At 61.5% G+C, this 12,329-nt stretch carries 13 protein-coding genes, 1 tRNA gene and 1 pseudogene; 3 read left to right on the top strand and 12 right to left on the bottom strand.

What is annotated here, in order from left to right:
• Positions 1–130 precede the first annotated feature (130 nt).
• From modA to obgE, 5 genes are all read right to left on the bottom strand, one after another.
• Positions 131–922: a molybdate ABC transporter substrate-binding protein gene (gene modA, locus J3O30_RS22090; protein WP_207582268.1), complete on the bottom strand. Its 792-nt coding sequence runs from the start codon at positions 920–922 to the stop codon at positions 131–133.
• A 490-nt stretch (positions 923–1,412) separates the two neighbouring features.
• Positions 1,413–2,012, bottom strand: a complete 600-nt coding sequence (locus tag J3O30_RS22085; protein ID WP_246762703.1) for a nicotinate-nucleotide adenylyltransferase — start codon at positions 2,010–2,012, stop codon at positions 1,413–1,415.
• Positions 2,013–2,049: 37 nt separating this feature from the next.
• Positions 2,050–3,333, bottom strand: a complete 1,284-nt coding sequence (locus J3O30_RS22080; protein ID WP_207582266.1) for a glutamate-5-semialdehyde dehydrogenase — start codon at positions 3,331–3,333, stop codon at positions 2,050–2,052.
• Positions 3,326–4,495 carry a glutamate 5-kinase gene (gene proB / locus J3O30_RS22075; protein WP_207582265.1) on the bottom strand — a complete coding sequence of 390 codons (1,170 nt, stop codon included), beginning with the start codon at positions 4,493–4,495 and terminating at the stop codon, positions 3,326–3,328. Before proB ends, J3O30_RS22080 begins: the two co-directional genes overlap by 8 nt.
• A complete protein-coding gene (obgE, locus tag J3O30_RS22070) occupies positions 4,482–5,576 on the bottom strand; it encodes a GTPase ObgE (RefSeq protein WP_207582264.1) in 1,095 nt (364 codons plus the stop codon). Before obgE ends, proB begins: the two co-directional genes overlap by 14 nt.
• A gap of 84 nt (positions 5,577–5,660) precedes the next feature.
• On the opposite strand from obgE, the gene J3O30_RS22065 reads away from it, so the two are divergent.
• On the top strand, positions 5,661–6,527 hold the full coding sequence (locus tag J3O30_RS22065; RefSeq protein ID WP_207582263.1) for an endonuclease/exonuclease/phosphatase family protein: 867 nt from the start codon (positions 5,661–5,663) through the stop codon (positions 6,525–6,527).
• 39 nt (positions 6,528–6,566) lie between these two features.
• Here J3O30_RS22065 and J3O30_RS22060 read toward each other — a convergent pair whose 3' ends face one another.
• The 4 genes from J3O30_RS22060 to rplU all read right to left on the bottom strand — a co-directional run bounded on the left by J3O30_RS22060 (position 6,567) and on the right by rplU (position 8,554).
• Entirely contained in the window at positions 6,567–7,154 is a 588-nt protein-coding gene (locus J3O30_RS22060; RefSeq protein WP_207582262.1) for a GNAT family N-acetyltransferase, read from the bottom strand.
• Complete coding sequence (locus J3O30_RS22055) at positions 7,151–7,807, bottom strand: GNAT family protein (protein ID WP_007632239.1); 657 nt, start codon at positions 7,805–7,807, stop codon at positions 7,151–7,153. The genes J3O30_RS22060 and J3O30_RS22055 overlap by 4 nt, the downstream gene beginning before the upstream one ends.
• A 126-nt stretch (positions 7,808–7,933) precedes the next feature.
• Positions 7,934–8,203, bottom strand: a complete 270-nt coding sequence (rpmA, locus tag J3O30_RS22050) for a 50S ribosomal protein L27 (protein WP_003543909.1) — start codon at positions 8,201–8,203, stop codon at positions 7,934–7,936.
• A 33-nt stretch (positions 8,204–8,236) separates the two neighbouring features.
• Positions 8,237–8,554, bottom strand: a complete 318-nt coding sequence (gene rplU / locus J3O30_RS22045) for a 50S ribosomal protein L21 (protein WP_003543907.1) — start codon at positions 8,552–8,554, stop codon at positions 8,237–8,239.
• Between the two features lie 304 nt (positions 8,555–8,858).
• Between rplU and J3O30_RS22040 the strand changes: the two genes are divergently transcribed.
• Positions 8,859–8,948, top strand: a tRNA-Ser gene (locus J3O30_RS22040).
• 52 nt (positions 8,949–9,000) lie between these two features.
• On the opposite strand, the pseudogene J3O30_RS22035 reads toward J3O30_RS22040, so the two are convergent.
• Positions 9,001–9,559: pseudogene (locus J3O30_RS22035) on the bottom strand (thioredoxin domain-containing protein).
• A 37-nt stretch (positions 9,560–9,596) separates the two neighbouring features.
• The gene (locus J3O30_RS22030) at positions 9,597–11,033 is read right to left on the bottom strand and encodes a DUF6880 family protein (protein WP_207582261.1); all 1,437 of its coding nucleotides are present in this window, start codon (positions 11,031–11,033) and stop codon (positions 9,597–9,599) included.
• A gap of 201 nt (positions 11,034–11,234) precedes the next feature.
• Between J3O30_RS22030 and J3O30_RS22025 the strand changes: the two genes are divergently transcribed.
• Positions 11,235–11,489 (top strand): DUF2934 domain-containing protein, encoded by a 255-nt coding sequence (locus tag J3O30_RS22025; RefSeq protein ID WP_207582260.1) that lies wholly within the window; start codon positions 11,235–11,237, stop codon positions 11,487–11,489.
• Between the two features lie 192 nt (positions 11,490–11,681).
• Here J3O30_RS22025 and J3O30_RS22020 read toward each other — a convergent pair whose 3' ends face one another.
• Complete coding sequence (locus J3O30_RS22020; protein ID WP_207582259.1) at positions 11,682–12,326, bottom strand: ThuA domain-containing protein; 645 nt, start codon at positions 12,324–12,326, stop codon at positions 11,682–11,684.
• Positions 12,327–12,329: the final 3 nt, after the last annotated feature.

Here is a 12,329-nt window from a genome sequence, read left to right as displayed (position 1 = left end):
ATCCTCGGCCTTGTGCCGGGCAGATGCTCGGGACAAGCCCGAGCATGACGAAAGAGGAGTTGCCGACTTTGAACCTATGTGAGCCTTCACGCTAAGCTGTCACTGTTGATTCCGCAATCAATTCAGCCCATCATTTCAGGACAGTAAAACCCTGCGCCGTGAAGAAGGCGGCTGTCTTGTCGGATTTCAGGAAGTCGAGATAGGCTGTTGCGTCCGGATTCTTGCTCTCGGCAAGTATGGCGATCGGGTAGATGATCGGCGGATGCGAATCGGCCGGGAAGGTGCCGACGATGGCCACACCCTTATCGGCCGCGGCGTCCGTCTGGTAGACGATGCCGTAAGGCGCTTCGCCGCGGGAGACGAGGGCGAGAGCAGCACGGACGCTTTCGGCGCCGGCGACCTTGGTTTCCACCGATTTCCAGACGCCGAGTTTTTCCAGCGCGGCCATGGCGTATTTGCCGGCCGGAACCGATTTCGGCTCACCCATGGCAAGCTTGTCGTCGCCCAGGAGCCCGGCAAGATCGAAGCCCTGCTTGATCTCGACCGATTTTGCCTTGTCCTTTTCGGCAACGAGCACGATGCTGTTGCCGAGCAGGTTGGAACGGGTGTCGACCTTGATGAGGTTTTTCTTGGCGACGTAGTCCATCCAGTCGAGGTCGGCCGAGATGAAGATATCGGCGGGAGCGGCGTTTTCGATCTGCTTGGCGAGCGCCCCGCTTGCCGCATAGGAGGCAACGGCCTCCTTGCCGCTCTCCTTGGTCCAGGCGGCATTGACGGCGTCGAGCGCATCCTTGAGGCTCGCCGCCGCAAAGACGGTGAGCTTTTCGGCCGCGCCGGCGGGCGCTGGAAGCGCTGCTGCGCCAAACCAAAGCGCGGCGAGCGCGACGGTTGCCAGTTTCATCCATCGGCGGCGGTCTTGCATAAATCATTCTCCAAGGTTCGAAATATTGCGACGAATATAACGGGTAGCGCGCCTTGGCTAGGGATATATCCGGAAAAATATAGCGCACCGGCCGTCTCGTTCGTAGGAACCCAATGCTTCAAACATTCGGCGAGTGCATGGCTTGGACGCAAAATGGGATCTATAGAGCCGGAATATCCAGGCTGCACTTTTGTAAACTTCAAGAATTCTCCGGCGGCAGAACCATGCTCCGTTGATTCCGCCGATAAAAACGGCAGCGCCAAAGCGGCCTATTCGGACAGGATTGCAGTTGGTGCATTGCTGCAATGCACCAATCGATATTCACCTTCGTGCGGAATATGATAAAACACGAGCATCGAAGCGGCGACCTCCTCCTCCCATAGCCGCTCGATAGGTCGACAACACTCCTCCTCCCAGTTGTCGATCGAGTTTATAAGCCCGACGGATCCTCCCCCGTCGGGCTTTCTCGTTTTCGAACCTTCCTTGAAATTTATTCGGCTTGGCCGTGCGACGAGCCGTTGCGGATTGCCGTCGAGCTCAGGCCGGAGCGCGGCCCGTGGATGAAGGTCCAGGCCGGGGCCTGCTTCTTCCAGAGAATACGGGCATCATCTTCGTCGACACGGGCGAAATCGAAGGTCCGCGTCATTTTCGAGGAGAGGTAGGAGAGCGTCGCGCCCGGCCGGTCGATCACGGCGATCGGGAAGGTGCGGACAATTTCCTGCCATTTCTGCCATTTGTGAAAGGTCTGCAGGCCGTCGGCGCCCATGACCCAGATGAAATGCACATGCGGATTGCGGGCCTTGACGCGGGCGAGCGTATTGGCGGTGTAGCTGACGCCGAGTGTCTGTTCGAAGGCGGTGACCTTGACGCGCGGATCGGCGGCAACACGTTCACTTTCGGCAATACGCTCGGTAAGCGGTGCCAGCTGGTTGCGGCTCTTCAGCGGATTTCCGGGGGTAACCATCCACCAGAGCTGGTCGAGGCCGAGCCGCTTGATGGCGATCTCGGCGACGAGTGCGTGGCCCTGGTGCGGCGGATTGAACGAACCGCCGAACAGACCGACGACCATGCCGCGCTCGCTGTGCGGCATGCGGAGATAATGCCGGTCCAAACTCTCCGCCGTCACGTCAGGGCCGCGTCTGTCCGGCGCCGTGCACCCGATATTTGAAGGAGGTGAGCTGTTCGACACCGACGGGGCCGCGAGCGTGCATCTTGCCGGTGGCAATGCCGATCTCCGCACCCATGCCGAACTCGCCGCCATCGGCAAACTGGGTCGAGGCATTGTGCAGCAGGATCGCCGAATCGACTTCGGTGAAGAAACGCGCGACGACGTGGGGATCCTCGGCGATCACCGCCTCGGTGTGGTTCGAGGAATAGGTCTGGATATGGGCGATCGCGCCCGATATGCCGTCGACGACGGCGACCGAAATGATCGCGTCGAGATATTCGGTCGACCAGTCCTCTTCCGTTGCGGGCTTCAGGCCGGGGGCGACCTTCAGCACGGTTGGCGAAGCGCGGACCTCGCAGCCGGCATCGATGAGAACCTCGAGCAGCGGCGTCAGGTGCGTGCCGATCGCCGCACCGTCGACGAGCAGGGTTTCGGCCGCGCCGCAGATACCGGTGCGGCGCATCTTGGCATTGACGACGATCTTCTTCGCCATCTCGATATCGGCCGAGCCATCGACATAGATATGGCAGAGGCCTTCGAGATGGGCAAAAACCGGCACCCGGGCCTCGTTCTGCACGCGGGCGACCAGGCTCTTGCCGCCGCGCGGCACGATGACGTCGATTGCCCCGTCCAAACCGCGCAACATGGCGCCGACGGCGGCGCGGTCGGTGACCGGGACGAGTTGGATAGCATGCTCTGGAAGTCCTGCCGCCTTCAGACCTTCGACAAGGCAGGCATGGATCGCCTGCGATGAACGGCGCGAATCCGAGCCACAGCGCAGGATGACTGAATTGCCCGCCTTGAGGCAGAGGGCGCCGGCATCAGCCGTGACGTTCGGCCGGCTTTCGAAGATGACGCCGATGACGCCGAGCGGCGTGCGGACGCGCTCGATCTGCAGGCCGTTCGGCCGGTCCCAGGCGGCGATGACTTCGCCGACCGGGTCGGCAAGGGCGGCGATGGCGCGGAGCCCCTCGGCCATCTCGGCGACGCGTTTGTTGTTCAGCGTCAGCCGGTCGACGAAGGAGGCAAGCGTCTCGGTGCCTTCGATGTCCTGCAAATCCTTGACGTTCTCGGCAAGAATCTCAGCCTTGTTGGCCAGGATTGCATCGGCCATGGCGTTCAGCGCCCTGTTCTTCGCCTCGGCGGACGCAAAGCTCAGCGGTCGTGCGGCAGCCTTTGCCTTGCGGCCGATGTCATTCATCAGCGCGTCAATGTCAGGGCTTGGCGCAACGGTATCAAGCATAGCTCGCGTCCTTCTTCTGCCTTTCCGATTTCGAACCGACCTGTGCGGTCATCACCATGTCGTCACGATGGACCATGGCCGCGCGGCCGGGATAACCGAGAATGGCCTCGATCTCCGCCGACTTGCGGCCGGCAATCCGGCGGGCGTCCTCGGCATCGTAGCTGACCAGGCCGCGGGCGATCTCGCGGCCGGCGGGGCCGATGATCGCCACCGGATCGCCGCGGCTGAACAGGCCGGTAACGCTGCGCACGCCGGCGGGAAGCAGGCTCTTGCCGGCCCCGAGTGCGGTGACGGCGCCGTCATCGACATGCAGTTCGCCGGCCGGCTGCAGCTGTCCGGCGATCCAGGTCTTGCGGGCGGTCACCGGTGTGCCGGACGGCGCGAACCAGGAGGAACGCGCGCCGTTTTCGATCGCCGACAGCGGGCTGTCGGTCTTGCCGGAGGCGATGATCATGGCGCAGCCCGATGTCGTCGCTATCTTGCCGGCATCGATCTTGGTGCGCATGCCGCCACGCGAGAGCTCGGAGGCTGCGCCGCCGGCCATCGCCTCGATCTCCGGGGTGATTTCGGAAATCGTCTCCAGGAAGGTGGCGTTCGGGTCGAGATGCGGCGGCGCGGTATAGAGGCCGTCAATATCGGAAAGAAGGATGAGCAGGTCGGCGCCGGTCATCGTCGCGACGCGGGCGGCCAGGCGGTCGTTGTCGCCATAGCGGATTTCGCTGGTGGCGACCGTGTCGTTTTCGTTGATGATCGGCACGGCGCCGATTTTCAGAAGCTGATTGATGGTAGCCCGCGCATTGAGATAGCGGCGGCGCTCCTCGGTATCGCCAAGCGTCAGCAGGATCTGGCCGGCGACGATCTCGCCGCGCGACAGGCTCTCCGACCAGGCGCGCGCCAAGGCGATCTGGCCGACGGCGGCAGCGGCCTGGCTTTCCTCCAGTTTCAGCGCACCCGAGGGCAGGTCGAGCACCGAGCGGCCGAGCGCGATTGCGCCTGATGACACGACGAGCACATCGATGCCTTTGGCCTTCAGGCCTGAGATATCGGCGCACATGGCGTCGAGCCAGGCCTTCTTCAGCCCGGCCTTTCGGTCGACGAGCAGGGCCGAGCCGATCTTGATGACGACGCGGCGATAGCGGCCAAGCGGCTTACGGCTGGTCATCGGCTCCATCCTCGCCAACGTCCTCAGCCTCATCGGTGACAACAATGTCGCGATGGCGCTGCTTCAGCACCTTGGCCGGCTTTTCCTCGGCATTTTCCTCGACGATGATGTCGCGCAGCGCGCGCAGCACCTCGGTCATGCCCTTGCCGGTGACGGCCGAAATCTGGAACGGCGTCTTGCCGCAGGCCTTGGCCAATTCCTTGGTCTTCTTCTTCAGTTCGGCCTCGTCGAGCACGTCGATCTGCGACAGCGCCACGATCTCCGGCTTGTCCGTCAACTCGTTGCCATAGGCTTCGAGCTCGTGCTTCACCGTCTTATACGCCTTGCCGACCTTTTCCTCCTGGGCGGAGACGAGGTGCAGCAGCACGCGGGTGCGCTCGACATGGCCGAGGAACCGGTCGCCGATGCCGACACCCTCATGGGCGCCTTCGATCAGGCCCGGAATGTCGGCCAGAATGAATTCCCGTTCGTCGATGGTGGCGACGCCGAGATTGGGATGCAGCGTGGTGAAGGGGTAGTTGGCGATCTTCGGCCTGGCGCGAGTGACGGATGCAAGGAAGGTCGACTTGCCGGCATTTGGCATGCCGACGAGGCCGGCATCGGCAATCAGCTTCAGCCGCAGCCAGAGGGTCTTTTCCTCGCCGGGCAGGCCGGGATTGGCCCAATCCGGCGCCTGGTTGGTCGAGGTCTTGAAATGAGCGTTTCCGAAGCCGCCATTGCCGCCATGGGCGAGGCAATAACGCTGGCCTTCGACGGTGAGATCGCAGATCAGCGTTTCCCGATCTTCCTCGAAGATCTGGGTTCCCACGGGAACCTTCAGCGTCACGTCGCTGCCATTGGCGCCGGTGCGGTTTCTGCCCATGCCATGGGTACCGATCGTCGCCTTGAAATGCTGCTGAAAGCGGAAATCGATCAGCGTGTTGAGGCCGTTGACGGTCTCGACCCAGACATCGCCGCCACGTCCGCCATCGCCGCCATCCGGGCCGCCGAACTCGATGAATTTCTCGCGCCGGAAGGAAACACTGCCCCCGCCGCCGTCTCCGGATCGAATATAGACCTTTGCTTCGTCGAGAAATTTCATTTTACTTCCAGTATCCGGTGGCAGTTGGACGGCCCGTCTTGGCCCATTCGATATAGGCGGTTCCGACGGAGGTCAAAGATTATCGTGAATTTTGCGAGCTATAACATACAGTACGGCTTTGGTCTCGACGGCAGGTACGATCTCACGCGCATTGCCCGGAGCCTTGAGGGCGCCGATGTCATTGCGCTGCAGGAGGTGACCCGCGGCTTCTCGCGCAACGGTTTTGCCGACGCGGTGGCCGACATTGCAGCCGTGTTTCCCGACCATTTCTGGGTGTATGGACCGGCCTGCGACATGTTTGTCGAGGTTGATGAAGGCAGGCGCCAGCGGGTGCCGGGCACGCGCTTCCAGTTCGGCAACATGGTTTTGTCGCGCTGGCCGATCCTTTCGACCCGAACGCTGCTTCTGCCGCGCAGCCGGACGGTCGGCAAGATCAACCTGCAGCGCGGCGCAACCGAGGCGGTGATCGCGGCACCCGGCGGGGCGATCCGCGTCTATTCCGTCCATCTCGACCACGTCTCTCCAGACGAGCGCATCGCCCAACTGCAATTCCTGAACGCCCGTATCAACGCTTTCGTTCAGGAGGGTGGATCGCTGACCGGGGGCGGCGAATTCGATCTGCCGGAGCCGCCGCTGCCGGAGGATTACGTCATCATGGGCGATTTCAACATGGAGCCGGAATCGCCGGAATATTGCGCCTTTGCCGGCGCCGTCGGCGGATATTACGGCCGTATCGCCAGGATCGGCACGCCGGTCGACGCCTTTGCGGCGCTCAAGGCCTACCGCCCGGAGAGCTACAGCTGGATGAATCCCGAGGATCACGGCGAACGCATGCATCTCGATTATTGCTTCGTCAGTTGCGGCCTCGAGGGCCGGTTGAAATCCGCCCGGATCGATACGCAATCCGTTGGCTCCGATCATTTCCCGCTATGGGTCGAGATCGGCAATTGACGGAGACGCCGCCGCGGGGCGGCGACATCTCCTTTTTGATTAAGCCACCTTGCGCGGCTGCAGCATGCCCGGCTGCAGCACGGTTTCGATGTGCGAGACCATGGTGTTGCGGGCGAAACAATAGATTTCGCCGCAACCCGTCATGCGGAAACCGAGCTTCTCCTGCAAGCGCAGCGAAGCCGGGTTGTCGGAGAAGACGCCTGAATGGATCGGCGTCTCCGGCATGCGGCGCGAAAAGCGCTCGATGATCGCCGCCACCGCCTCGCTCATATAACCGCGCCGCCAGTAGTAGCGGTTCAGCCAGTAACCGAGGTGCCAGCGGCCATGCCGCAGCTCGATGGCGACGTTACCGATATGGACATCGTCCTTGCCGGTGATCGCCAGCGGCCAGTCCGGCAGGGCGCCTGATGTGACCGGGACCAGCCAATCCAGCGCATCCTGCCGGTCGAACGGCGCGGGTACGCGGGACAGCATGCGCGTGACGGCGAAATCGGACAGCGATTCCGCAATCGATGGCGCATCGCTCAGCCTGTGAGGGCGGAGCGTCAGCCGGGCGGTCGAGATGACAGGCGCGGGGCCTGGCATCATCGGCTTGGTCTCCGGCCTTTGCAGCGCGGTCGTGCTCATGCGATGTTCCCCCAGCTTCTGAGGGACATCCAGGTCTTGCGGTCGAGCCTGTACCATTCCACAGGCACGTTGCTGCCGAGCGCCAGCGAGGCGGCGAGCCCCGAACCCTGGAACTGGAAGCCGCACTTCTGAATGACGCGGCGCGAGGCGACGTTCATCACCCGGCAACGGGCGTCGATCTGATCGACGTCCTGACGGGTCCTGAACACCATATCGACCAGGGCATGGCAGGCCTCGGTCGTATAACCCTTGTTCCAATAGGGCTCGCCCAGCCAGTAACCAATCTCGACGGTTCTGCCGTCGGCATGCGGCTCGACGCCGCAGCAGCCGACGAAGGCGCCGTTTTCGGCTTTGGTGATCGCATAGACGCACTTGCCAATTTCGCCATTTTTCGTGCGACGCACGAAGTCAGCAGCATCATCGGCGGTATAGGGGTGCGGCATACGCGATACCATGGTGGCGACTTTGGCGTTGTTGGCGAGATGGGCAAGGGCGTCGATGTCTTCTTCGTGGGGCGCGCGCATGACGAGCCTTTCCGATAACAAGACAGGGCAATCGGTCCTTAACCGTTCCGGCCTCAGCCGTTCTTCGGAAGACACCTGGTCTTCCCGGGGCGACCGTGATTGGTCTACCCTTAACAATTCGCCTTGCATGGTTCAGTCCTCCTGTTTGGACAAAGAAAAAGGGGAGATGGCGCCCCATCTCCCCTGTTTTCTAGACTGAACCTGATACGGACAGCCGGGTCGATGAGACGCCGGCTGTTTTTGAGCGCTACCGGCTTATTCCGCTGCTTCCGCTTTCGGCATGACAGACACGTAGACGCGACCGTTGGCCTTGGTTCGGTAGTTCACATTGCCGGCGGTAAGCGCAAAAATCGTGTGATCCTTGCCGAGGCCGACGTTGGAACCCGGATGCCACTCAGTACCGCGCTGACGCACGATGATATTGCCTGCGATGACGGCTTCGCCGCCGAACTTCTTCACGCCAAGGCGCTTGGACTGAGAATCGCGACCGTTGCGCGATGAACCGCCAGCTTTTTTGTGTGCCATTGGAGTTCTCCTTTAAACCCTGTCCCGTTGATCTTACTTGGCAGCCACGATGTCCGTGATACGGACGACCGTGTGATGCTGACGATGGCCGCGCGAACGCTTCGAATTCTGACGACGGCGCTTCTTGAAGGCGATGACCTTCTTGCCGCGGTTCTGTTCGACGACTTCTGCCTTGACAGAGGCGCCGGTTACGAAGGGCGCACCGATCGCAGCGTCGGCGCCTTCGCCGATCACGAGCACTTCGGTGAATTCAATGGAATCGCCAGCGGTGGCTTCCAGCTTTTCGATGGTCAGCACGTCGTTGGCTGCCACACGGTACTGTTTACCGCCGGTCTTGATGACTGCGAACATTTTTTATCCTTTCATGTTCGTTCCAGCTCTCCCCGCTGCTTCAGCAGGGTGGCCGTCTTTTTATCAGTCGAAGTTAAGCAGGGATTTCAGAGGCTAATCCTCGAATTCGTCCTGCCGGTGAAGCCCCGCGCGAGCGCGGGACGGCCGAGGCACGGATTACTCCGAACCTAGTGCGCAGCCGAGATACGCGAGTGACAAAAAGGTGTCAAGGCAAAAGGATGGAATGCTTCGACTTTTCGGCTTGCCAACCTGTCATAGGCCCGTTATGAGAACGCCCGCGCCGAACAAGCGCCGACCAGACCGCGGAGAGGTGGCAGAGTGGTCGAATGCACCGCACTCGAAATGCGGCATACCTGCAAGGGTATCGTGGGTTCAAATCCCACCCTCTCCGCCATAAGCTCCCGGGCGTCAACGCCAGCAATTTTTGAACGTCGGCATAGCTGGTGTCACTGGCCCAGCACCTTCTTCACCCAGGCTCCAACCTCATCGCCGCTGCTCATATCTGCCTGCACCAGCCCGTCGATCGTGAAGGTCGGCGAGACGTGGATGCCGTTTTGCCGGGCGTATTTGCAGTGCCATTTGATCTCCCGGTCGAGATTCGGGATTGCGAAGGCGTCCTTCAGCTTGATGCCGCTGTAGCCTTCCAGGCGCTCGATGATCTGGTTCGGTGTCACGTCCATTCGCGCCGCCGGCATGACGCTCGAATTCGAATTCCTCGCGATGCGCGGCGATGGCGGCCATCACCTTCCTGGCGGTGTCTTTGCCGCCTTCCAGCGTCGAGGCGGCGATGATGCAGCGGACGAGGACGCCGGAATACATGTGCCACGGCTGCGACTGCAGGCGGATCTTGACGGTGATCTTGTCTTCGCCAGCCTGGCTGAGCAGCGCATCGAGCTTGTTGAAGGCTCTGACCGAATAGGGGCAGGTCGGCTCCAGGAAGATTTCGAAGATACGCGGTCCGGTTCCCCAGGTGAGCGGGTCGGCCTGCCATTGGGCGCCTGTCATGGAATTCCTCTCCGAAAGATAAGCTATCCCGAGCGACTTAGGTCAGCAGGCTCCAGAAGCCATGCTTCTTGCCGTGCCGACGCTTCAGGTCTGTGACATAGGCGTCATGGGATTTGGCGTTGCCGAAGTCGTCGATATGAGGGGCAAAGGATGCGCAGTCGGCAAGATGCCTCGCCGCGTATTTATAGCGGCTGGACCGGCCGCTATCGAGAGTGAAATCGATCATGGAGCGCAAGACGAAGGTTGCTGCGAGCGGATGTTTCTCCGCCAGAACCTCGGCAGCCGGCGGCATCAGCTCATAGAGATCGCCGTCCAGTTCCGCCTTCCGCCTGATCACCAGTTTCGCTGCCTCGGCAGGTGCCGGCCAATTCAGGAAAAACGCCAGTGCCCGGTGAATATCCGGGAAAGCCTGGGCATGGACGAATGCCTTCTCTTCGGCTTCGAGATCGTCGAAATCCGGCAGTCGCTTGAGGAAGGCCTTGAGATGCTGGTGATGCAGCGATTGCTCGAAACACGTCCATCGATAGGCCTGCGCCTCGTCCGCGCGCCCCAGGGCCTCAAGCGTCGCGATGTGAGCCAGCTGCCATTCGAGCGGGATATCGGCCAAGCTTCTCGTATCGACCTCACCCAACACCGCAAGCGCTTCTTTCGCCCGCCCGGCGGTGAGCAGACGATCGGCGATTTCGGCCGCTACTATCGGCGTGCTGCGTGTTTCCGCGGGTTGCTGAGCGATGTAGGCATCGACATCCCCCTGGGCATCGGCAATCTCCTGCAGGGCAATGCGCACCGTCAATTCCCGGCTCGTGGCGTAGATCTCATCCTCGTAAACCGAGCCTGCGCTGCCCCAGCCGATGACCTCGCGCTTGTCCTTCGCCGGTTTGTCTTCCGGTTCCTTGGCCCATTGGACAAGAAGATCTTTCAAGCGATCGAGGCCATCATGACCGAGGGCTGGCGTCATCGCTGCAATCAGGTTTTCGTACAGACCGTAGCCATCGTCCTGCACGGCTCTGAACACCTTGTCGGCCAGGACGTCGATCTCGATCTTTGCGGATGCCGCGATGGCGCCGGCATCCTCGCAAGCCTGCCGAAAGCTTTGGATGAGCGACTCGCTGCCGGCGTTGGATCTCTCGAAAATCGAATCCGCCAGGGCGAGGAACTGCCAGATCAGCTCGAAGGCCTCCTCGGGATTATCGGCGGCAACGCTCTCCGTGATCGTCTTGCGCTGGGTTTCCAAGTCGCTCTTCAGCGCCTTCACTTTGTGCCAGTTGATGAAGGTGCGAGCCCGGGCAATGCTGGCAAGCCGCTTTCGCACCTCCCGTGCGATCTCGACGCTGCCGTGATTGCCGGCAAGCTCCATTCGAAGCCGTCGCTTGTGGGCGGCGCTGCCCGTACTGATTTCGATCAGCAGTTCGGCAAGGCGCTGCGCGCCGAGAGGTTCGAGATTCTTCGCATTGAGTGTTGTCTTGGCTGCCATCGGTCATCGCTGTCGTTTCTGCGATGACCCTATCCCGGAGGCGATGCGAGGCCAAGGTCTGGAAGTGTGTGCAAGGGGATAATCCCTTGGTACCTAGGTATTATCTAAAAACTAACGCTGCCTCGTAACGACTCCTAAAGCCGGTTTTGGCACCTTGTTGGCTGTCGAATATTGCTTCCAAATTTTCCGCTGGGGTTAATCATGAGTCATAATAGAGACGCCTGGGTCAGCCAGCGCGCTTATTCATTGTGGGAAGCAGAAGGCAGGCCGGATGGGCGTGGGGAAAGTCATTGGGCGCAGGCGCTGAGGGAGTTCGAGCAGCTGGAGCTGACGAAGGCCTCGCCGGATGGAAACGATCTCATCGAGAAGCTGAAGGCAGCTGGGCGGCTGATGCGGATCTTTGACGAGGCGGATCCCGCCGTCGACAACGATCGGCAGCTGAAAGCGGTCCGTTAGGCCGTATTACAATTTCCCGGGTTGCCGAAATATTCAGCGGCATTCCAGGCGGACGATCGGTCAGACGTCTTGCCACTTCAATGAAGCCGGCATCGAGGAATACCGAAAGCGTTGCCGAGATCGGCCACCCTCAAGGCGTGGACTTGGTTGACATCGCCCGTCACCATCCGTGACGCGCGACCCTTCCCAAATCTACTGGCGGGCGGCCCAGCCGAGGCCGCGGCGCAGGATGAGGGGCATATAGGGATGGTCGAATTCGGCGGCGACATGGCCGAGAGCGGAATAGAAGATGCGGCCGGCGCCGAAATGGCGCTTGAAGACGACGGGCATCACGACATTGCGGGCTGCCGGATCGTATGCGCCGGTGAAGGTGGTGGTCGCCAGGATTTCGACTGTCGGATCATAGTGCAGATAATATTGCTCCGAACGGTAGTCGAAATCGGGAATGCCCTCCATGACCGGATCGTCCTGGCGGGTGACCGCAACGCGGAAGTCGATGATATTGCCGGGATGGGCGACCCAAGTGACGCCGGAGACATAGCGGAAAGGGGCGCTTTCCTTGAAGGATGTGGCGAGCGCGCCGTGATGGCCGGCAAGCCCGAGCCCGCCGCGCACCGCCTCGACCAAGGCGCTCGCATGGGTTTTTTCGAGCGTTTCGCCGGTGATGATCGGCACCAGCAGATCGAGCTTCGCCAGCGTCGGAGACCCGAATATGCCGAGATCGCCGGTGACCTCGATCGCAAAATCGTCCTCGCGCAGCAGGTCGGCGACGATATGAGCGCATTGCTCCGGCTCATGGCCCTGCCAGCCGCCCCAAACGACCAATGCCTTCCTCATTCG

It is taken from the genome of Rhizobium sp. NZLR1, from assembly GCF_017357385.1.
Lineage (GTDB): Bacteria > Pseudomonadota > Alphaproteobacteria > Rhizobiales > Rhizobiaceae > Rhizobium.
The sequence above is the reverse complement of the archived record's forward strand: the minus strand, read 5'-3'. Positions and strand labels throughout refer to the sequence as shown.

What these genes read in the sequence shown, in the direction of transcription:
- modA (WP_207582268.1), bottom strand. Translation starts at nt 922, where the DNA reads ATGCAAGACCGCCGCCGATGGATGAAACTGGCAACCGTCGCGCTCGCC.
- J3O30_RS22085 (WP_246762703.1), bottom strand. Translation starts at nt 2,012, where the DNA reads ATGCCGCACAGCGAGCGCGGCATGGTCGTCGGTCTGTTCGGCGGTTCG.
- J3O30_RS22080 (WP_207582266.1), bottom strand. Translation starts at nt 3,333, where the DNA reads ATGCTTGATACCGTTGCGCCAAGCCCTGACATTGACGCGCTGATGAAT.
- proB (WP_207582265.1), bottom strand. Translation starts at nt 4,495, where the DNA reads ATGACCAGCCGTAAGCCGCTTGGCCGCTATCGCCGCGTCGTCATCAAG.
- obgE (WP_207582264.1), bottom strand. Translation starts at nt 5,576, where the DNA reads ATGAAATTTCTCGACGAAGCAAAGGTCTATATTCGATCCGGAGACGGC.
- J3O30_RS22060 (WP_207582262.1), bottom strand. Translation starts at nt 7,154, where the DNA reads ATGAGCACGACCGCGCTGCAAAGGCCGGAGACCAAGCCGATGATGCCA.
- J3O30_RS22055 (WP_007632239.1), bottom strand. Translation starts at nt 7,807, where the DNA reads ATGCAAGGCGAATTGTTAAGGGTAGACCAATCACGGTCGCCCCGGGAA.
- rpmA (WP_003543909.1), bottom strand. Translation starts at nt 8,203, where the DNA reads ATGGCACACAAAAAAGCTGGCGGTTCATCGCGCAACGGTCGCGATTCT.
- rplU (WP_003543907.1), bottom strand. Translation starts at nt 8,554, where the DNA reads ATGTTCGCAGTCATCAAGACCGGCGGTAAACAGTACCGTGTGGCAGCC.
- J3O30_RS22030 (WP_207582261.1), bottom strand. Translation starts at nt 11,033, where the DNA reads ATGGCAGCCAAGACAACACTCAATGCGAAGAATCTCGAACCTCTCGGC.
- J3O30_RS22025 (WP_207582260.1), top strand. Translation starts at nt 11,235, where the DNA reads ATGAGTCATAATAGAGACGCCTGGGTCAGCCAGCGCGCTTATTCATTG.
- J3O30_RS22020 (WP_207582259.1), bottom strand. Translation starts at nt 12,326, where the DNA reads ATGAGGAAGGCATTGGTCGTTTGGGGCGGCTGGCAGGGCCATGAGCCG.